Here is a 19,703-nt window from a genome sequence, read left to right on the forward strand (position 1 = left end):
CGCGTGAAGAGAGGGTGGAGCCGGTGAACTCGACGTTGTTCGGGGAGGACCTGGAGGCCAAACCGGCCGCGCTGGCCGCGCTGGCCCGGCTGCTGGACGCCGGCGACCCGTTCGAGGGGCTGGCTCGGCGGTTCGACCGGATCGTCTTCCTCGGTATGGGCAGTTCCCGCTACGCGGCGGGAGTGGCGGCGGCGCGGCTGCGGGCGGCCGGGGTGGACGCGGTCGCCGAGTACGCCTCCGCCGCGCTCGCCACCCCGCCCGGCCCTCGGACGGCCGCCGTCGTCGTCTCGGCGTCGGGCGGCAGCCGGGAGACCCTCGACGCCCTGGCCCGGCACACGGGCAGGTCGTTCGTCGTGGCGCTGACCAACCGGCCCGGCTCCCCGGTGACCGAGGGCGCCGACCTGGTGGTGCCGATGCTCGCGGGCGAGGAGCGGGGCGGCGTCGCCTGCCGGACATTCCAGCACACGCTCGCCCTCCTGCTCACGCTCGCCGAGGGCCCCACGGCCGTGGCGGGCCTCGTACGCCGGGCCGTGGAGGCCACCGCCGACCTCCTGGAACGGCGGCCGGAGTGGCTCGCGGACGCCGTGGCGCTGCTCGACGGGCCGCACGGCGTCTACACGATCGCCCCCGCCGAGCGGCTGTCGTCGGCCGAGCAGTCGGCGCTGATGTTCCGCGAGGGCCCGCGCCGCCAGGCCGACGCGTGCGAGACGGGCGACTGGGCGCACGTGGACGTCTACCTCACCAAGACCTGTGACTACCGGGCCGTCCTGTTCCCCGGCTCGCGGTACGACGACCAGGCGATGGAGTGGATCAGACAGCGTGGGTCGCGGGTGCTCACGGTCGGCGGCGAGGCCGAGGGGCAGGCGGCGGCGGTGCGGTACCGGCACGACGACGACCCGGGCGTCGCCCTGCTCACCGAGACGCTGGTACCCGAACTCGTCGCCGCCGCGCTCTGGGGGCGCGCGACCACGTGACAATCCTCGGCGCCGCGGGCTCTCCGCCCCGCGCCGCCCGGGACCGCGGCCACCGGACCGGCATCGCCTGCCGGCGAGCCGGAACGCCGCGAGGCGGCAGTGGCGGTCAGGACCGGGCGCGGTCGCCCAAGGCGAGCAGGACGTCCCTGAGCAGGTCGGCCAGGGCGCGTGCGGCCGGTTCCGGCACGTCCGCCAGCAGTTCCCGGTGCGCCTCGGTCGTGGCCAGCGACAGCTCCTCGGCCCGTTCGACCCCGAGCGGAGTCAGCCGGACCCATGAGCTGCGTCCGTCGGCCGGATCGGGCTCCCGCTCCACCAGCCCCGCGCCGGCCAGCCGCTGCAGGATGTTGCTCGTTCCCCCGGTCGTGAGCATCAGGTGGGAGGCGAGCCTGCCCGGCTTGAGCCGGTACGGCCGGCCGGCCCGGCGGAGTGTGGCGAGCACGTCGAACTCCGCGTACGTCAGGCCGTAGCGGGCGAGCACCGCCTGCGTGACCTCCTCGACGCGGGCCTTGAGCCTGCCGACGCGCTTGACGATCTCCAACTGGACGGTGGCCGCCTCCGGCAGTTCGGCCCGCCATCCCTCGATCATCTCGTCGACCCGGTCCCGCTGTCGCATGAGGTTGAGCCTAATCCCTCACGGTGATAGCTTTTCATAAAGCTTTCTGAAAAGCATTCTTGAAAGAGGGACTTCCGTGAGAACGATCATCGTCAACGGCACCGTCGTGGACACCGACCCGCATCCGCACGTCGTGCCGGACGCGGCCGTGGTCGTCAGGGACGGCGTCATCGTCTCGGTCGGCCCGCGTCCGGACGACCGGGGGGAGCACACCGAGATCATCGATGCCGCCGGCGGCATCGTGCTGCCGGGCTTCGTGGACACCCATCGCCATGTGTGGCAGAGCGTGCTGCGCGGCATCGCGGCCGACGCGACGCTCGGCGCGTACCTCGACCTGGTCGTCGGCGTCCTCACCCCGGCGTTCCGCGCGGAGGACGTGTACGCCGCCAATCTCTGGGGCGCGATCGAGGCGCTCAACGCCGGCGTCACCACCGTGTACGACTGGTCGCACATCCAGCTCACCCCTGACCACACGGACGCGGCCGTCGAGGCGTTGCGCGAGTCCGGCGTGCGGGCGGTCTTCGGGTACGCCCATCGGGGGACCGGCGACGCCGACCGCTTCGAGGACGAGGTGCGGCGGGTCCGCTCGGCGCTCCTGCCGTCCGACGACGGCTTGGTCACCCCCGCCTTCGCGGCCTGGGGGCCGGTCTACGGCTCGGTGGAGGCGGCGCGTGCCGACTGGGCGCTCGCCCGCGACCTCGGCCTGCGCCTCAGTCTGCACGCCACCGGCGAGGGCCCGGTCGAGCGGCTGCACGACGCGGCCTGCTCGGCCCGGACGTGCTGTTCGTGCACTGCAACGGCGTTCCGGACGAGTCGCTGAAGCTGGTCGCCGGCAGCGGCGGCACGGCCTCGGTGGCCCCGGCGGTGGAGTCCCAGATGGGGCACGGTCACCCCGAGACCGGCAGGCTGCGGTCGTTCGGGATCACCACGGGACTCGGCGTGGACACGGTGACCGACGTCCCCGGCGACATGTTCTCGGTGATGCGCGCCGGGTTCGCGACCGGACGCGCCCGCCCCGGCGCGCCCGCTCTCACGGCGGCGGACATGCTGCGCATGGCCACGATCGAGGGCGCGGCCGCACTGGGCATGGACGGCAGGACCGGCTCGCTGCGCCCCGGCAAGCAGGCCGACATCGTGATCCTGGACGCCTCGGCCCCTGGCCTCGCACCCGTGCACGACCCGGTGGCCGCGATCGTCACGGCGGCCGACACCGCCGCCGTCGACACCGTGCTGGTCGCCGGGCGGGTCGTCAAGCGCGGGGGCCGGCTGGTGGGCGTGGACGTGGACCGCGCCCGGAATCTCGCCATACGCGCGGCCCGGCAGGTGACCGCGCGGGCCGGGACTACATCCACGAGGTGACTTTTTTGCTCCGGTGACAACCGCCCTTTCGGGTGAGACCTTGAGTCAGGGCGGATTCAAGGGGGCGTCATGAGGGCCTGGTCGGTACCGGGCTACCGGGAGGTACGGGAACTCGGCGCGGGCGGCGCCGGGCGGGTCGTGCTGGCGACCTACACGACCACCGGCGCCTACGTCGCGATCAAGTATCTGCGCGAGGAACTGCGCCGGGATCCGCACTTCCTGGCCGGGTTCCGGCACGAGGCCCGGGTCATGGTGGAGCTGAACGACCCCAACGTCGTGCGCCTGTACGAGTACGTCGAGGCGCGCGACGGCGCGGCGATCGTCATGGAGCTCGTCGACGGCGTCTCCCTGCGCAGGATCCTCGCCGAGCACGGCTCGACCAGTCCCGAGGCCGCGCTGGTCGTGCTGAAGGGCTCGCTGGCGGGCCTGTCGGCCGCGCATGCCGCGGGCATCGTCCACCGGGACTACAAGCCGGAGAACGTGCTGGTCCAGGCCGACGGCGCGAGCAAGCTGTCGGACTTCGGCATCGCCACGCCGAGCGGGACGCCGGAGGCCCCCGCCGGCACCCCGCCGTACATGGCGCCCGAGCAGTGGTACGGCGGGCCCGCCGGTCCGGCCACCGACGTCTACGCCGCCACCTGCGTGTTCTACGAGTGCCTGACCGGGCGCAGGCCGTACCGCGCGCAGGACATGGCGGTGCTGCGCATGCTGCACCGCAGCGCGCCCGTCCCGGCCGGGGACGTGCCGGCTCCGGTGCGGGCCCTGGTCGTGCGGGGCATGGCCAAGAACCCGGCCGACCGGCCGCCGACCGCCCGGGCCTTCGTCGCCGACCTGGAGACGGCGGCGACCTCGGCCTACGGCCCCGACTGGGAGCAGCGCGGCCGCCGTCACCTGGCGGAACTGGCCACCCTGCTCGCGCTGACGTTCCCCCTGGCCACTCCGGCGGTGCCGGTCGAGGTGTCCACGTCGCTCGCCCGGACCGTGCTCGCCGAGCGGCTGACCCGCTTCGCCCCGCGCTTCGCCCTCGGCGCGGTCGTGCTGGCGGCCGTGGTGACCGCGGCGGTGGTCGCCGCCAACCGGCAGATGCCGGTCGCGCAGGGCACCCTGCTCACGCCGCCCCCGCCGCACAGCCTTCCCGCCGCGCCGCCTCCGGACACGGCCGGTCCGGTTCCGCCCGGGGCCACGGACTCGTACGGCCCCGGCCCCGCGGACCCCACTCCCGAGGACGTCGGCGGCGCGTCCGGAGGCGGCACGGACGGCGACACCGGCACCGGCGGCGGGTCCTCGGCGGCGCCCGGGACGGCGGGGCCCGTCCCCTCCCACATGAGCGCGACGAGGTCCCCGAGCCAGGCGCCGTCCCCGAGCCGTGCGCCGTCTCCCAGCCCCGCCCCGCCGCGGGTGACCGGGCTCGGCATCACCTCGTTCGACGGCCAGGCGGTGCTGGTCGACGTGCGGGCGAGCACGACGGGACGGGTGCTGCTCACCGCGCGGTTCGCCTCCGGGCCGTCGCCCGCCGCGCTCGTCGCCGCTCCGCCGCAGACGATCGCGCTACGGGGCGCCACCTCCTACCGGATGGGTTTCCAGCAGCCCTTCCCCTCCCCCGCGTGCGGGACGACCGTGCACCGCAGGGTCGAGGTGTCCACGGTCCCGGCCGCGCGGGGAGGCGCCGGTACGAGCGTGGCGACCAGGACCGTCGCCGGTCCCCGGTGCCCCAAGCCGGACGTGTCTCCGGTCGTCCCGGGCAACAGCCCCGGCCCGCGCGAGAGCCCCGTGCCGGCCGGAACTCCCGGAGTGCCCAGGACACCCGACGCACCGAAGACTCCCGATCCACCGAAGACTCCCGAAGCGCCGCGGACTCCCGAAGCGCCGCAGAGTCCCGACAGGCCGCGCACTCCCGGCGTGCCGCAGGACGGGCCACAGGACACGCCACGGAGCGCAACACAGACCGCGGCACAGAGCCCGGAGACCGCGCCGCTTACGGCGCGACAGGGGGTACAGCAGGGGGTGTCGCGGAGTCCCGAGGCGCCCGGGAACGCGGAGGCCGGAGAACCCCGGACCGCTGACTGAGTTTCGCCGGGACCGGTGAAATATTCACCGGCCGCCCCTCGCCCTTGCGGTGACTCCCGCCGCCCGCGCTCGCGAAGCGCCAGGTCAACGGCCCTTCACAAGCGCGGCCTGAGCACGGTGTGAGCACGGCGGGCACTCCGCCTCGTTGACGCGTCCGGGTCCGCCCGGGTTGGCTCGCGCTCAGCGCACCAGACCACCTTCCGGGGGCATCGGCGGTCCGAGTTGTTAACGCTCACATGAGGCATTCGTGCCGCCGTCGGCGGTCCCCACCAGCGCGTACGCGCAGCAGCGGAGAAACGTACCACTCGGAGAATGGGAAAAGCCTGTGCGACATGACAGCTCTTTTCGCCGGCGGTCGAGCCTGACGGCCGCCGCCGTCGCCGCGCTGCTGACGGCCGGCGCCGGGGTGGCCGGCGTCCACGTCGCGTCGGCGGCGACGGCCGGATGCCAGGTCACCTACACGGTGACCAGCGAATGGCCGGGCGGCTTCGGCGCGAGCGTCGGCATCCAGAACCTGGGTGACCCGGTCAACGGCTGGCGGCTGACCTGGTCGTTCCCCGCCGGGCAGACCATCACCCAGCTGTGGAACGGCACCCACACCCAGTCGGGCTCCCAGGTCACGGTCACCAACGCCTCCTACAACGGCGCCATCCCCACCGGCGGCAGCGTCTCCTTCGGGTTCAACGGAAGCTTCACCGGCTCGAACCCGAAGCCGGCGAGCTTCGCCCTCAACGGCGTGACCTGCACCGGCGGCGTCGCCTCCCCCACCGCCTCCCCCACCGCCTCCCCCACCGCCTCCCCCACCGTCACGCCCAGTCAGACTCCCAGCCAGACCCCCTCGCAGAGCCCTTCGCAGAGCCCGAGTCCGAGCCCGAGCCCGAGTCCGAGTCCGACGCCGAGTGCCACGCCGCCGGACCGCCCGATGATCAACAACAACTTCCCGGTCACGCGTGAGGGGGCGTACGGCACCAACCGATACACCGTGTTCCGCCCGTCGAACCCCTCCGCCGTCGGGCGCACGATGCCCGTGCTGGTCTTCGGCAACGGGGCCTGCGCGCACACGAACGGGAGCGAGGTCGTCCAGGCGCTGACGTTCATCGCGGCCCGCGGGTTCGTCGTGGTGGACACGGCGTCGGTCGACGGCTCGCCGAACGGGGTGAACAGCGGGTCGCCGATCCCGTCGCTGCTGACCGACGCGATCGGCTGGGCCGAGCGGGAGAACGCCCGGAACGGCTCGCCGCTCTACCAGCGTCTCGACCTGTCCCGGGTGGCCACCGCCGGGCACTCCTGCGGCGGGCTTGAGGCGCTGATCGCCGGGCAGGACCAGCGGGTCGACGGCGTGGTCTCCCTCGACAGCGGGTTGTTCGCCGACGGCTCGTTCGGCTACTCGCGCTCGGAGCTGTCCAAGCTGCACACGCCGGTGATGTTCCTGGACGGCGGGCCCTCCGACATCGCCTACGACAACACCCGGGCCAACTACGACCTGGTCAGGGTGCCGGCCGTGCTGGCCGAGCAGTCGCAGGCCGGGCACACCGGGTTCATCTTCGGCTCGCAGATGACCGAGGGCATGACCGCCGTGGTCCAGTTCCTGGACATGACGCTCAACGGCAACGCCACGGCGCGCTCGTACATCCTCGGCTCCTCGGGCCTGGCGGCCAAGGCGCAGTGGACGGTGCGCAGCAAGAACTTCTGACGCCGGCATCCCCGCCCCGCCCCCTCGCCGGACCCGGCGAGGGGGTCAGGGGCGCCGGGCGTGCCGGCCGGCGTCCACGAGCAGGGGCTCCGCCGGCCCGGCGGGCGGAGCGTCCTCCTCGTGGCCCTCGACCGACAGGTTCGGCAGCAGGCGGTCGAGCCAGCGCGGGATCCACCAGTTGAGCCGGCCGAGCAGCACCATCGTGGCGGGCACGAGGAAGCCCCGGATCAGGGTGGCGTCGACCGCGATGGCCACCGCGAGCCCGACCCCGAACACCTTGACGAGGGGATCGGGATAGGCGATGAACGCGGTGAACACCGCCACCATGATCAGCGCCGCGGAGGTGATGACCCGACCGGTCGACCCGAGCCCCTCGGCCACGGCGGCGCGGTTGTCCCCGCTGCGCGTGTAGGCCTGCCGTACGGAGGTCAGCAGGAAGACCTCGTAGTCCATCGACAGCCCGAACAGCACGGCGAACAGCATGAGCGGCACGTAGGTGTCGATGGGCACGGAGAAGAACAGCGTCGCGAGGTAGGACCCGTCGGCCGAGACCGGCGGGTCCATGCCGACCACGCGGCTGCCCAGGCCCTGAGAGAACACCACGGCCAGCGCGCCGAAGGCGGCCCCGAGGGAGACGAGGTTCATCACCGCGGCCTTGACCGCGACCAGGGGCGCGCGGAAGGCCAGCAGCAGGAGCAGGGCGCTGAGCAGCACGACGACGCCGACGACCAGCGGAGTCCTGCTCATCATGCGGTCGCCCGCGTCGGCCATGCCGGCCACCTCGCCGCCCACGTGCAGGCGCGCCCCCGGCACCTGGACGGCCCGCACCCGCTTCACCACGTCGAGGGCCCGCGGGTCGCTCGGCGCGTAGTCGGGGACGACCTGGAACAGCACCGAGCGGCCGTCGTCGTTGACCATCGGCGCGGCGACGAACGCGACGCCCTCGATGTGCTCGATCCGCTGCCGCAGCACCTGGACGAGCGGGTCGGGCGGCGTGGAGTCCGCGATCCTCTCGTCCGTCTCGGCGACCGCGATGAGCCCGGCGTTGGCCCCCGGGCCGAAACCGGCCTCGATCAGCTCGTACGCCCGCCGGGCCGACGTGCCCTTGTCGCCGTACCCGTCGTCGAGGGGGCCCAGCTTCATCGTGACGGCTGGGGCGGCGAGCGCCACGAGCACGACGACGGTGACGGCGAGCACCCGCCAGGGGCGGCGCGCCACCCACAGGCCGAGCCTCGTCCAGCCCGTCGCCGGGCCGTCCCGGCGGGCGGCGCGCCCGAAGAACGGCAGCCGCAGCGCGTTGATCCGCTGGCCGAGGATGCCGAGCAGCGCCGGGACCAGCGTGATCGACGTGAGCACGGCGCACACGACCGAGACGCCGGTGATCCAGCCGAGCGTGGCCAGCAGCGGGAACCCGGCGAGCATCAGCGCGCTCAGGGCGATCACGACCGTGCCGCCGGCGAACAGCACGGCGCCGCCGGACGAGGCGGCCGTGCGCCGGACCGCCTCGTGCACCGCGACCCCCCGGGCCAGCAGCGCCCGGTGCCGGGACAGCAGGAACAGCGCGTAGTCGATGCCGACGCCGAGGCCGATCATCGTGGCCAGGATGGACGCCGTCGAGGGCACGTCCACGATGTGGCCGAGCAGCCCGATGAGGCCGAGCCCGACGCCGATGCTGACGATCGCGGTGAAGATCGGCACGATCGCGGCGACCAGCGTGCCGAAGGCGAACAGCAGCACCAGCAGCGCGACGACGACTCCGATGACCTCGCTGACGCCGGTCTTGATCTGCTTGTCGGCGGGAGTGGAGCTGTCGGAGGGGACGACCTCGATGCCCGCGCGGGCCGCCGGAGCGGCGGCGGCGGCGAGCTGTTCGGAGGTCTGCGCGATCTTGGTGGTGTCCTGTCCCCGCAGCCGCACGGTGATGACGCCGATGCGCAGGCTCGGCGACATGCCGCCCACCCGGTACGGCGTCTCCACCTGGGCGACGTGCGGGGTCCGCCGCAGGGCGTCCATCGACCGCTCGACGGCCTTCTTGCGGGCCTTCTCGTTCAGTGTGCCCTTCGGGGTGTACAGGACGAGCTGCACGGTCCCGCCCGGGTCGAACCCGGGGCCGAAGCCCTCGCGCATGAGCTCGTGCGCCCGCTGCGCGTCGGTGCCGGGGATCGCCACGTTGTTGTTGACCGGCCGGCCCCACACCACCGTGCCCGCGGTCAGCAGCCCCGCCGCGAGGACCCACAGCGCGAGCACGAGCAGGCCGTGCCGAGCGCACCATTCGCCGAGCCGCCCAAGAAGCCCGCTCATCGTCGACCGTCCGTCCCCGGGTAGCACGTCACGACGGCCGTACCCTACGGCCGCACAGTACGAGGGTAGAGGCAGGAGATCGGGGGGCGGACGCCACCTTCGCCCTACGTGACCGTGGTGGTCCGGTTACCCGCAGGCGACATCGGCGGGGCCGGCGACCCCCCGCCCGGGTCTCCCGGCGAGGCGGTCGCGGAGTTCGGAAAAGAACATTTCATGCGGCTCGCCGGGCCGATACCTCCCCCGTGACCCGCGTGCGCGCCGGGCCGCCCAGGGTGTGGCGCGGTCAAGGGCGGTCCGGCCCACGAACGCACCCCCGCAGGTGATCGGGCAGACTCCGCCGCCGCCGTCGCGGCGTTCGAATTCTGATATCCATATCCCCTTGCGATCACCGCCGGGGCGCGTCACATTTCGTGTGAACGTTCAACCTTTATGCCGCGTCCTAGGAACACCAGCGGACCCGATGTGAAGGGGGTGACGGCCAGCCGTGGACGTACCGGCCGTCGGGGAGGGCCGCGCGGGCGCGCTCGGCCAGGTGGTCTCGGCCCTGTCGAGCACCCCCCGGACCGTCCTCATCGTCGGCGAGCCCGGAATCGGGAAGACCCGCCTGCTCGGCGAGGCGGCGGCGCGGCTGGAGGGCTTCCGCGTGCTGCGCGGCCGGGCGCGGGAACTGGACGGCGGACGGGCCTACGCTCCCCTGGTCGACGCCCTGGGCTCGCTGCGCGGCGAGGTGGCCGGCGTCCTGTCCGACCTGCTGGAGGCGATCGACGAGGCAGCGCTCGGGGAGCCCGCCGCCGCGCCCGGCGCGATGGCCGCCCGGCTCCTGGAGTCGCTGCCCGGCCCCACCCTCCTCGCCATCGACGACATCCACCTCGCCGACGCCGACACGCTGAGCGTGCTGCGGGCCCTGCCGCACCGGCACGACTCCGTCGCCATCCTCGGCACCGCGCGGCATCCGCCCGCTCTCGACGTGGACCTGTCCGTACGGCTCCAGCCGCTGACCATGCCCGAGGTGGCGGAACTGGTCACCACGCTGCTCGGCCGTACGCCGAGCGACGCCGTCCTGCGGCGGATCCACGCGGTGAGCCGGGGCAACCCGTGGTTCGCGCAGGAGGCGGTGCTGACGCTGGTGCAGGGCGGCGCGGTGCGCTCGGCGGACCCGGGGGCCCGGCGCGGCGCGATCCTCAGCCGGCTGTTCCAGCGCGACCGGGGCGGCCGCGACCTCGCCCGCGTGCTGGCCGCGCTGTCGCGGACCAGGGAGGCCGCCGACCTGGCGGCGCTCGCCGAGCTGGCCGGGCTGCGCCCGGAGCAGGCCGAACGCGCCTTCGAGGCCCTGGTGCGGGACGGCGTGGTCGCCCGGAGCGGCGACGGCTACGCCCTGGCCCACCCGCTGGTCGCCGAGGCGCTGTACGACGACCTCGGCCCCGCGGGGCGGCGGGACGTGCACCGCCGCATCGCCGACATGCTCGAAGGCGACGGGCTGACCGGCACCCGGCGCGTGCTGGAGTGGGCCACGCACATGGCCGAGGCCGGCCCGCCCGCGCGGGCCCTGCCGGCGGTGCTGCGGGCGGCCGACCTGACCCGCTGGACCGCGCCGCTGTCGGCCGCGCACTGGTACGGCAAGGCCGCCGAGCTGTCCCCCGAGCCGGGCGAGCTGCTGGCCAGGCAGGCCCTGGCCTACTGGAAGGGCTCGCGGCCCGCGCTGGCGCTCAACTCGGCCCAGCGTGCCCTCGCCGTGCTGCCCGCCGGGCGGCGCCGCACCCAGGCCGCGTACACCGCCGTCGGCGCGGCGCACGCCATGGGGTGGTACGAGGTGGCGCTCGACGTGGCCCGCCGCCAGATCCCGAAGGCCGACGACGCCTCGGCGCTGCTCGCCCAGCAGGCGCTGGTCAGCGCGGAACTGGGCCGCCCCAGCCGCGACATCGCCCGCCGCGCCTGGGAGAGCGTCGCCGACTGCCCTCCGCAGGACCGCGCGATCGCGGTGGGCTGCCTGGCGATCCACGCGCTGGTGCGGGGCGACTGGGCCGAGACCCAGCGGGCGGTCGACGAGCTGCTCGCCTTCGCCGCCGCGCTGCCGCCCGGCGCCCGCCTCGCGTCCCTGGAGTCGGCGGCACACGTGCTGGCGGCGGCCGGGCAGCGTGCCCGCGCCGCCGAGGTGCTGGAGCAGGCCGAGCAGATCCACCGCGGGCTCGGCTGGCACGACATCGCCGGGCAGCACGTGCGGACCGTCGCGGTCATCCGGCGGCTCGGCGGCGACTGGGACCGCGCGCTCCAGGAGATCGCGGTCGCGGCCCGGGGGCTGGCCGAGGCGGGCCTGCTGGAGAACCTCGCCCTGCTGCGCAACATGGAGATCGACATCCTCCTCGACCAGGGCAGGCTGGAGGAGGCCGAGCGGGTCCTCGCCGAGCCGCCGCCCGGCTGCGCCATGCAGGACGGCCTGCGCTGCACGTTCCGCGCGCGCCTCGCACACGCCCGGGGCGACCTCGCCGCGGCGCGGCGCGAACTCGGCCGGGCGCTCGCCTGCGACGTGCCGGACGTGGTGCACCGGGCCCTCGCCGTACAGGTGTTCATCACGGGATCGGCGGGTGACGGCGCGGCCTGCCGGGCGGCGGCCGCCCGGCTGGACGAGCGGTCGGCGAACGGCAGCCCCCGGACCCTGCTGGCCGCCGACCTGGCGGTGGGCTGGGCGTTCCGCAAGCCCGCCCGGGCGGGCGCGGCGCTGGAGCGGGCCCGGGCCGACGGCCTGCCGTTCGAGGAGGCGCGCGCCCGGCTGATCCTCGGCGCGCTGGGCGACACGGCTCAGCTCCCCCGCGCGCACACCATCTTCACCCGGCTCGGCGCGGCTCCCTGGGCGGAGATGTCCGGGCGCCGCCTGCGGGAGGCCGGGATGGTCCCCGAACCCGAGGGCCGCCTCACCCCGGGCGAGCGCCGCGTCATCGAACTGGTCGCGGGCGGCCTGAGCAACCCCGAGATCGCCGAGGAGCTGCACTACAGCCGCAAGACGGTGGAGGTGTACCTCACCCGGGTCTACGCCAAGACCGGGCTGCGGTCCCGCGTGGAGCTCGCCCTGGCCGTCGCGCGCGGCGAGCTGTGAACGGCCCCTTGGCCACGGGCGTGTCCCCGGCGGCTGGACGACGCCGGCGAGATGCCGCACACGCTGGCCGTGATCAGGCGGCGGGGAAGTCGGTGGCGGGCGCGCTGAGAGCGGTGGCCTCGACGTTCGCCCGCAGGGCCTCGACCTTGGCCACGGCGTAGGAGTGGGCGTCCGAACCGAGCAACTGCCGCAGCGGGCCTTCCCCGGCCAGGACCCGCCCGATGATCGCGCGGGCGCCCATGACCGGGTCGCCGAGCTGGCTGCCCTGGAGTTTCAGGTGATCGAGGATCATCTCGCGGATGGCCGGGTAGTGCGCGGTCGTCTCCGCGGGCAGGACGAGGCTGTCCGTGGTGAGGAAATCGGTGCGGAAGTAGCCGGGCTCGACGATGGTGACCTCGACGCCGAACTCCGCCACCTCGGCGGCGAGCGCCTCGCTCAACCCCTCCAGCGCGAACTTCCCGGCGCAGTAGAGGGCCCAGCCCGGGACGGCGGTCAGGCCCAGGATCGAGGACACGTTGACGATATGGCCACCTCGTTGCCCGCGGAGGATCGGCAGGGCGGCGCGCAGCACGTTCCACACGCCCACGACCTGGACGTCGAGCATGTCGCGGACCTCGCGGTCCCCGGTCTCCTCCACCGCGGCCAGGAATCCGTAGCCCGCGTTGTTGACGACGACGTCCAGACCGCCGAAGCGTCCGGTGGTCTCCCGGACCGCCCGGCTGACCGCCTCCTCGTCACGCAGGTCGACGGTGAGCGGGAGAAGGCGCGACATCTCGATCCCGCCGCCGAGTGCGGCGAGCAGCCGCTCCGGCGACCGCGTCGTCGCGGCGACCTGGTCTCCGCGCTCCAGTATCTGCCTGACCAGTTCGAGGCCGAGGCCGCGCGAGGTGCCGGTCACGAACCACGTGGCAGGCCGGTCTGCTGGGAAGCTCATGGTGTTCCTCTCGAATGTCGCGAGTGGCGCCGGCCGGGAGGCCCCCAGGACCGGCACAGCACCAGCTTCCTTCGCCGCGACCCGCCGTGGACGTCCATATCGCGCCCTGCGCAACCGCGCACCGGGCAACCTAGGACGCACCGGACCACCCAGGACCGCGCGGCAGCGTGGACACTGGATTCGTGGCCGGAACCAATCGTGAGCTCGCCGACTTCCTCAGACGCGCCCGTGGCCAGGTCGACCCCTCGCGGGCGGGCCTGCCCCCCGACGGCCGCGTGCGACGCGTCCCGGGCCTGCGCCGCGAGGAAGTCGCTCTCCTGGCCGGAGTCTCGACCGACTACTACGCACGCCTCGAACAGGGCCGGCGCATCGTCCCCTCGACGACCGTCGTCGAGGCCATCGGCCGTGCTCTCGGGCTCGACGACGCCGGACGCGCGCATCTGCACGACCTCATGGGGATGACCGCGGCCCCCGTCCGGCGCCGAACTCGCGGCGTCCAGCGCGTGCGCCCCGGGCTCTACCAGCTCCTCGACGCCCTCGACGGCGAGCCCGCCCTCGTCCTCGGCCGCCGCACCGACGTGCTCGCCGCCAACGCGATGGGGAAAGCGCTGTTCACGGACTTCGACCGGATGCCGCCGAGGCGGCGCAACTACGCGCGATGGATGTTCCTCGACGACGCCCGATCGCTGTTCGTGGACTGGGAGGTCCAGGCACGCGCCGTGGTCGAGAGCCTGCGGCTCGACGCGGGCCGCGACCCGGACGACCAGGCCACCGTCGCGCTCATCGCAGACCTGCGCGAGCACAGCCGTGAGTTCGCCCACTGGTGGGAGCAGCACCGCGTCCACCAGCGCACCCACGGCTCCAAACGCCTGCGGCACCCTCTCGTCGGCGAGCTGACCGTCGAGTACGAGACCCTCTCCCTGCCCGGAGACCCGGAGACGACGCTCTTCGTCTACACCGCCGAACCCGGCTCGTCCTCGAAACGCGCCCTGGACCTTCTCGCGAGCTGGACCGCCGAGACCCTGGCGGTTCGCCGCGGACATTAGGGATCTCCCTACTGGGCCTCGCGCGCGCGGAGGGCCAGGCTCGGGAGCATGGAGTCACCGATCCTTCGGTTCGCCGACGCGGTCTGGCGTGGTTCGGTGCGTCCCGAGGACGTGCCCGTCTCCGATCTGCGCCGGGACGGGGTGCAGGAGATCGCCTACGGCGTCGCGATGTGGCCCGCGTGCGGGAACGTCTACGTGGTCCGGGGCGAGGACGGACTGGCTCTCTTCGACACGGGTGACGCCCACGAGGCGTCGCCGTCCTACCGAGCGATCAGGAAGTGGTCGGCCGAGCCGCTCAAGTACGCGATCTTCTCGCGGGGCAGGGCCGACCGGCTGGCGGGCCTGGAGGAGTTCGACGCGGAACCCGGCCCGCGGCCGCTGGTGGTGGCGCAGGAGGGACTGGTGCGCCGGCTCGCCCAGCAGGGCAGGACGGCCGGCTACAACGCCACCGTCGACCTGCGCGAGCAGGGGTTCCCGCGGGTGGTCTGGCCGCTGCCGCACCGGCTGCCCGACCTGACCTACCGCGACCGGCTGTCGCTGTCGCTGGGCGACGTCACGTTCATGCTCACCCACGCCCACGGCGCCACGGACGACGCCACCTGGGCGTTCCTGCCGGAGCGCGGGGTGCTGCTGACCGGGGACCTGTTCGGCTGGACGGTGCCGGGCGCGGGCGACCCGCAGCGGGTCCAGGGCTACCCCGACGAGTGGGCCGTGGCCCTCCGCGCCATGGCCGCGCTCGACGCGGACCTGCTCCTCCCCGGCCGGGGCCTGCCGATCTGCGGCGCCGCCCGGGTGCGCCGGGCGCTCGCCGACACCGCCGACTACCTCGACAGCCTGGTGGAGCAGACGCTCGACCTGATGAACTCCGGCGCCCGGCTGGACGAGATCCTGCACGAGGTCAAGCCGCCGCCCGCGCTCGCCGCACGCGTCTACCTGCAGGAGCACCACGACGAGCCCGAGTTCATCGTGCGCAACATCTGGCGGTTGCACGGCGGCTGGCACGACGGCAACCCGGCCAACCTCAAGCCCGCGCCGGACGCGGTGTTCGCCCGCGCGGTCGCCGAACTGTCCGCGGGCGCGGCGTCGGTCGCGGGGCGTGCCGTCTCCGCGGCGGCCGACGGCGACCTGCGCCTCGCCTGCCAGCTCGCCGAGCTCGCCGCGCAGGCCGAGCCCGACGACCACCAGGTCCACGAGATCAGGGCCCTCGTGTACGCGCTGCGGGTGCAGCAGGAGCCCGGAACCATCGCCCGCGGCGTCTACGCCTGGGCCGCCGCCGAGTCACGCAGCAAGATCACCGGCCTGGACCTCCTCGACGTCTACCACGACGTCACCGAGGGCCGGGTGTGGTGGCTGCCGGTCGCCAACTGAGGCCGGCACCGACGACGTCGTCCGTCACGACGGCCGGCGGGCGCCTGGAGGGGAGCGCCCGCCGGCCCTGCCGGTAACCTTCCTGTCGTGCTCGAACAGATCACGGCGACGCGGTACGTCGCGCCGCTGCGCGAGGGCGGATCGCTGCCCGGCGTCGTCGAGGCCGACGACCTCGGCACCTACGTCGTGAAGTTCCGCGGCGCGGGCCAGGGCAGGCGGGTGCTCGTCGCCGAGATCGTCTGCGCCGAGATCGCCCGGCGGCTGGGCTTCGCCACGCCGGAGCTGAAGGTCGTCGACGTCGATCCCCAGCTCGGCGCCCGTGAGCCCGACGAGGAGATCCAGGACCTGCTCACCGCGAGCGCTGGGCACAACCTCGCGATCGACTTCCTGCCCGGCGCGCTGGGCTTCGACCCGCTCGCCTGGCAGCCCGACGCCGGGTTCGCCTCCCGGGTGCTGTGGTTCGACGCGTTCGTGCACAACGTGGACCGGAGCTGGCGCAACCCCAACCTGCTGGTGTGGCACGGCGGGGCGTGGCTGATCGACCACGGCGCGGCCCTGTGGTTCCACCACAACTGGCCGACGGCCGACCCCCGCCGCCGGTTCGACGGCCGCGACCACGTGCTCGCGCCGTTCGCGACCCGGCTCGGCGAGGCCGACGCCGACCTCGCCGGGCGCGTCACCCGAGAGCTGCTCGACGAGGTGACCGCGCTGGTGCCGGACGAGTGGCTGGAGGACGAGCCGGGCTTCGCGGACGCGGAGGCCGTACGGCGGGCCTACACCGAGCACCTGCTCGCCCGTGTCGCCGGGCCGCGCGACTGGCTGCCGGACCCGGGCGAGGCCCCCGCCCCGCGCGGCGAGCGGGGCGCGACGATCGGCGGCTTCTGGCGGGCCGCGCGGGAGGCCGGACGATGAGCGGGCGGGACGTCTACGAGTACGCGGTGATCCGCGTGGTGCCGAGCGTCGAACGGGGCGAACTGGTCAACGCCGGCGTCATCCTCTACTGCCAGCCACGCGGCTATCTGTGCGCGCGGGCCGAGCTGGACGAGTCCCGGCTGCTCGCGCTGGGCGCGCCGGTGGACCTCCCCGGCGTGCGGCTGGCCCTGGCGGCGTACGAGCGGGCCTGCGGCGAGGAGGCGGGGCCGTTGTGCGGGGAGCCGCTCGGCGCCCGGTTCCGCTGGCTCACCGCGCCGCGCAGCACGGTCGTGCAGACCGGGCCGGTGCACGCCGGGCTGACCGGCGACCCGGCCGCCGAACTGGAGCACCTGCTGACCCGGCTGGTCAGGCCGCCGGCCGCGATCAGAACAGCACGGACATGAACGAGTCGACCTCCTGGAAGCCCACCTTGCGGTAGACGGCCCTGGCCGGGAGGTTGAAGTCGTTCACGTAGAGGGTGACGACCGGGGCGAAGTACTTCAGCGCCTGCTCCACCACCGCGGCCATGCCCGCCACGGCGTGGCCCCGGCCGCGCAGGTCCGGGTGGACCCACACGCCCTGGATCTGGCAGGCGTGCGGCGTGACCGCGCCGATCTCCGCCTTGAAGACCACCTGGCCGTCGTCGATCCGGGCGTACGAACGCCCGATGCGGATCAGTTCGGCGACCCTCGACCGGTAGAGCGCGCCGCCGTCGCCGTTGTCCGGTGAGACGCCCACCTCCTCGGTGAACATCGCGACGCACGCGGGCAGCAGGATGCCGAACTCCTCGGGGCGGACCCGCCGTACGAGCGGGTCCGGCTCGACGGCGGGCGCGGAACCCGTGGCCATGACCGGCTGGGCCGACCGGATCGCGCGGGCGACGCCCCAGTGGGGTTCGAGCCGCTCCCAGAGTTGTCCGACGGCGGCGGCCGGGCCGACGATGGACGAGCAGCGGCGGCCCTGCCTGCGCGCCCGTTCGGCGAAGGCGTGCACGGCCTCACGGGTGGCGTTGACGGGCACCAGGTTGGCCCCCGCGTAACACAGGGACACCAGCCCGCCGCGCGGACCGTATCCCCACATCTGGCCGCCCAGCCGCGAGGGGCTGAGGCCGACGGCCCTGACCCTGGCCGCTACGAACACGTTGGCGACCGGATCGGTGTCGAGGAGCGTCAGCACCTCGTCCCGATCACCGTCGTCGAGCACGCGCGACGCCGATGTGCGCAGCATCACGGGCCCAGCCTACGCGAAGGGTTCACGTTTGGGATGTATCGGCCCGCCCGGGCCTCACCGCCGTACGGCGGATTCGTGAGCGGCCGCGCCCGGCGCCGACGACACGGTCACCGGAGCCGCCCTCGGCGAGGGGTCGGCCGGGCAGCTCGCGCCGGTTCCCCGCGCGCCCCTGCGCTGCGGCGGCGCCGTCGCGTCCCGCAGGTAGGCGGCGAGGTACCGGTCGACACACGCGTTCCCGGCGAGGGACACGCCGTGGTTGCCGCCGCCCGAGGTGACCAGCCGCGCGGTCGGGAACCGGCGGCGCATCCGCAGCGCCCCTTCGTACGGCGTGGCGGCGTCCCGCTGGGCCTGGATCAGCAGGATCGGCGGCAGCTGCGCGGTGCCCACCTTGACCGGCGTGCCGCCCTTCTCCGGCCAGAAGGCGCACGGCGCGTTGTAGACGGCGTTGGGCCAGGCCATGAACGGCGCCTCCGCGTGCAGCCGCCGCGTGTCGTCGTGCCAGCGGGCCCAGGACCGGGGCCAGGGCGTGTCGCGGCACTCCACCCCGAGGTAGACGGCGTAGGCGTTCTCCTTCTCCGCGTCGATCTCGGCCTCGCTGTGGAAGAGCCGCACCAGGATCGAGGGGTCGCCCCGGTGGACGTAGGCCGAGAAGGCGGCGGCGAGGTACGGCCAGAGCCGGTCGGTGTAGGCGCCGTTGGAGAACACGTCGTCGAGCTCGCTCGGGCCGACGACGCCGCCCGCCGGGCGGTCCCGCAGGCGGGCACGCAGGGCGTACCAGGCGTAGGAGACCGCGGCCTGGCTCGCGCCCAGCCGGTAGACGTCGTCGTGCCCGGCCAGCCAGGCGAGGAAGTCGCGGTGGCGCCGGTCGAAGCTGCGGTCCTGGGCGATGTTGGCGTCGTACCAGTCGACATCGGGGTCGACGACGCTGTCGAGCACGAGCCGTCGCACCCGCCGGGGGAACAGGGTGGCGTAGACGGCGCCCAGATAGGTGCCGTACGAGTAGCCCAGGTAACTGATCCTGTCCTCGCCGAGGGCCGCCCGGATCGCGTCCATGTCCCGCGCGTTGTTCTCGGTGGTCAGGTAGGGCAGGAACCAGGCCCAGCGGTTGCCGCAGCCTTCGGCGTACTGCCGGGCCCGGCCCGCCAGCACCTGCTCGTCGGCGTCGTCACGCGGCACGTTGTCGGGGCGGGGCGCGGCGAAGAAGCGCGCCGGGTCGACGCACGACAGCGCGGGCTTGCTGGGGGCCACCCCGCGCGGGGCGAAGCCGACGACGTCGAACCGCGCGGCGACGTCCGCGGGCAGCCGGGCCGCCACGTACCCGGCCAGGCTCAGGCCCTCGCCGCCCGGCCCGCCCGGGTTGACCAGCAGCGCGCCGAGGTGGTTGCCGTCGCGGGAGACCGTGCCCCGGATGCGGTTGAGCGCCAGCGAGATCCGCTGGCCGTACGGCTCGGAGTAGTCGAGCGGGACGTCGAGCGTGGCGCACTCCTGCACGGGCTCCCGCCGCGCGCCCCCTCGTGACATATCGCGAGACGTCTGGGAGGCGGCGGAGTCCAGCAGGCCGCCGGAGGACGTCTCGCCGAGGGCGTCCTGGGAGGGGCAGGGCCGCCACTCCAGGGGCCGCTGCGGCGGCCCCCAGCGGCCGGCCCAATGGTCGGGCCGGTGCTCGCCCCTCTGCTCGGCTCCGTGCTCGCCCCACGGCCGCTCCCGCGGCGTCGCGCCGTGGGCCGCCGCCCCTCCCGGTACGGCGAGCCCGGCGACCAGAGCCGCCACTCCCGCGACCACACCAACGACCCGCTTCACCGGCAACGCTCCTCTGCTCCTGTACGGCAGAGGCAAGCCTCGCGGTGTGATCGCGGCGCTACGCCCGGTACTACCCGGTCATTGCCATTGTGTAGTCAGAGTATTGCTTGTTGTAACGACTCGCCTCTTGGTCAGCGGACGACGACCTCGGGGCCGCCGGCCTCGTCGTCGTCGAGGTCCACCTCGACGCCCATCTCCTCGGCCAGGCGCAGGGCCTCCTCGATCAGGGTCTCGACGATCTGCGACTCGGGCACGGTCTTGATGACCTCGCCCCTGACGAAGATCTGGCCCTTGCCGTTGCCCGAGGCGACGCCG

The 19,703-nt window shown here is 74.1% G+C and carries 15 protein-coding genes and 1 pseudogene; 10 read left to right on the forward strand and 6 right to left on the reverse strand.

Going from position 1 to position 19,703, the window contains the following annotated elements; translation table 11 throughout:
- Positions 1–23 precede the first annotated feature (23 nt).
- Entirely contained in the window at positions 24–974 is a 951-nt protein-coding gene (locus FED44_RS18975) for an SIS domain-containing protein (RefSeq protein WP_138461465.1), read from the forward strand.
- A gap of 106 nt (positions 975–1,080) precedes the next feature.
- Here the strand turns inward: FED44_RS18975 and FED44_RS18980 are convergent, their stop codons facing one another.
- Positions 1,081–1,587 carry a MarR family winged helix-turn-helix transcriptional regulator gene (locus FED44_RS18980; protein ID WP_117409821.1) on the reverse strand — a complete coding sequence of 169 codons (507 nt, stop codon included), beginning with the start codon at positions 1,585–1,587 and terminating at the stop codon, positions 1,081–1,083.
- 76 nt (positions 1,588–1,663) lie between these two features.
- Here FED44_RS18980 and FED44_RS38130 point away from each other — a divergent pair, with 76 nt between their 5' ends.
- The 4 genes from FED44_RS38130 to FED44_RS18995 all read left to right on the forward strand — a co-directional run bounded on the left by FED44_RS38130 (position 1,664) and on the right by FED44_RS18995 (position 6,706).
- Positions 1,664–2,407: an amidohydrolase family protein gene (locus FED44_RS38130; RefSeq protein ID WP_208759048.1), complete on the forward strand. Its 744-nt coding sequence runs from the start codon at positions 1,664–1,666 to the stop codon at positions 2,405–2,407.
- The gene (locus FED44_RS38135) at positions 2,365–2,946 is read left to right on the forward strand and encodes an amidohydrolase family protein (protein ID WP_208759049.1); all 582 of its coding nucleotides are present in this window, start codon (positions 2,365–2,367) and stop codon (positions 2,944–2,946) included. Before FED44_RS38130 ends, FED44_RS38135 begins: the two co-directional genes overlap by 43 nt.
- A gap of 69 nt (positions 2,947–3,015) precedes the next feature.
- Positions 3,016–5,013 carry a serine/threonine-protein kinase gene (locus FED44_RS18990; RefSeq protein WP_138461466.1) on the forward strand — a complete coding sequence of 666 codons (1,998 nt, stop codon included), beginning with the start codon at positions 3,016–3,018 and terminating at the stop codon, positions 5,011–5,013.
- A 325-nt stretch (positions 5,014–5,338) separates the two neighbouring features.
- Positions 5,339–6,706: a cellulose binding domain-containing protein gene (locus FED44_RS18995; protein WP_244302058.1), complete on the forward strand. Its 1,368-nt coding sequence runs from the start codon at positions 5,339–5,341 to the stop codon at positions 6,704–6,706.
- A 45-nt stretch (positions 6,707–6,751) separates the two neighbouring features.
- Here the strand turns inward: FED44_RS18995 and FED44_RS19000 are convergent, their stop codons facing one another.
- Positions 6,752–9,007, reverse strand: a complete 2,256-nt coding sequence (locus tag FED44_RS19000; protein ID WP_138461467.1) for an MMPL family transporter — start codon at positions 9,005–9,007, stop codon at positions 6,752–6,754.
- Between the two features lie 484 nt (positions 9,008–9,491).
- On the opposite strand from FED44_RS19000, the gene FED44_RS19005 reads away from it, so the two are divergent.
- Positions 9,492–12,098 carry a helix-turn-helix transcriptional regulator gene (locus FED44_RS19005; protein ID WP_138461468.1) on the forward strand — a complete coding sequence of 869 codons (2,607 nt, stop codon included), beginning with the start codon at positions 9,492–9,494 and terminating at the stop codon, positions 12,096–12,098.
- A gap of 73 nt (positions 12,099–12,171) precedes the next feature.
- Here FED44_RS19005 and FED44_RS19010 read toward each other — a convergent pair whose 3' ends face one another.
- Positions 12,172–13,032 (reverse strand): SDR family NAD(P)-dependent oxidoreductase, encoded by an 861-nt coding sequence (locus FED44_RS19010; protein ID WP_117409827.1) that lies wholly within the window; start codon positions 13,030–13,032, stop codon positions 12,172–12,174.
- A 182-nt stretch (positions 13,033–13,214) separates the two neighbouring features.
- Between FED44_RS19010 and FED44_RS19015 the strand changes: the two genes are divergently transcribed.
- From FED44_RS19015 to FED44_RS19030, 4 genes are all read left to right on the forward strand, one after another.
- Positions 13,215–14,078, forward strand: a complete 864-nt coding sequence (locus FED44_RS19015; protein WP_117409828.1) for a helix-turn-helix transcriptional regulator — start codon at positions 13,215–13,217, stop codon at positions 14,076–14,078.
- A gap of 48 nt (positions 14,079–14,126) precedes the next feature.
- Positions 14,127–15,446, forward strand: coding sequence for an alkyl sulfatase dimerization domain-containing protein (locus FED44_RS19020; protein ID WP_117409829.1), 1,320 nt, complete (start codon positions 14,127–14,129; stop codon positions 15,444–15,446).
- A gap of 87 nt (positions 15,447–15,533) precedes the next feature.
- Complete coding sequence (locus tag FED44_RS19025; RefSeq protein WP_138461469.1) at positions 15,534–16,358, forward strand: HipA family kinase; 825 nt, start codon at positions 15,534–15,536, stop codon at positions 16,356–16,358.
- Entirely contained in the window at positions 16,355–16,762 is a 408-nt protein-coding gene (locus tag FED44_RS19030; protein WP_117409831.1) for a DUF3037 domain-containing protein, read from the forward strand. The genes FED44_RS19025 and FED44_RS19030 overlap by 4 nt, the downstream gene beginning before the upstream one ends.
- Here the strand turns inward: FED44_RS19030 and FED44_RS19035 are convergent.
- The 3 genes and pseudogenes from FED44_RS19035 to FED44_RS19045 form a co-directional block, all read right to left on the reverse strand.
- Positions 16,743–17,585 (reverse strand): GNAT family N-acetyltransferase, encoded by an 843-nt coding sequence (locus FED44_RS19035; protein ID WP_117409836.1) that lies wholly within the window; start codon positions 17,583–17,585, stop codon positions 16,743–16,745. The genes FED44_RS19030 and FED44_RS19035 overlap by 20 nt on opposite strands.
- Before the next feature lie 57 nt (positions 17,586–17,642).
- Positions 17,643–19,388 (reverse strand): alpha/beta hydrolase, encoded by a 1,746-nt coding sequence (locus tag FED44_RS19040; protein WP_244302059.1) that lies wholly within the window; start codon positions 19,386–19,388, stop codon positions 17,643–17,645.
- A 131-nt stretch (positions 19,389–19,519) separates the two neighbouring features.
- Positions 19,520–19,703, reverse strand: a pseudogene (locus FED44_RS19045) (flavodoxin-dependent (E)-4-hydroxy-3-methylbut-2-enyl-diphosphate synthase); the annotation flags it as partial.

This window comes from Microbispora triticiradicis (genome assembly GCF_005864065.1).
Classification (GTDB): Bacteria; Actinomycetota; Actinomycetes; order Streptosporangiales; family Streptosporangiaceae; genus Microbispora; species Microbispora triticiradicis.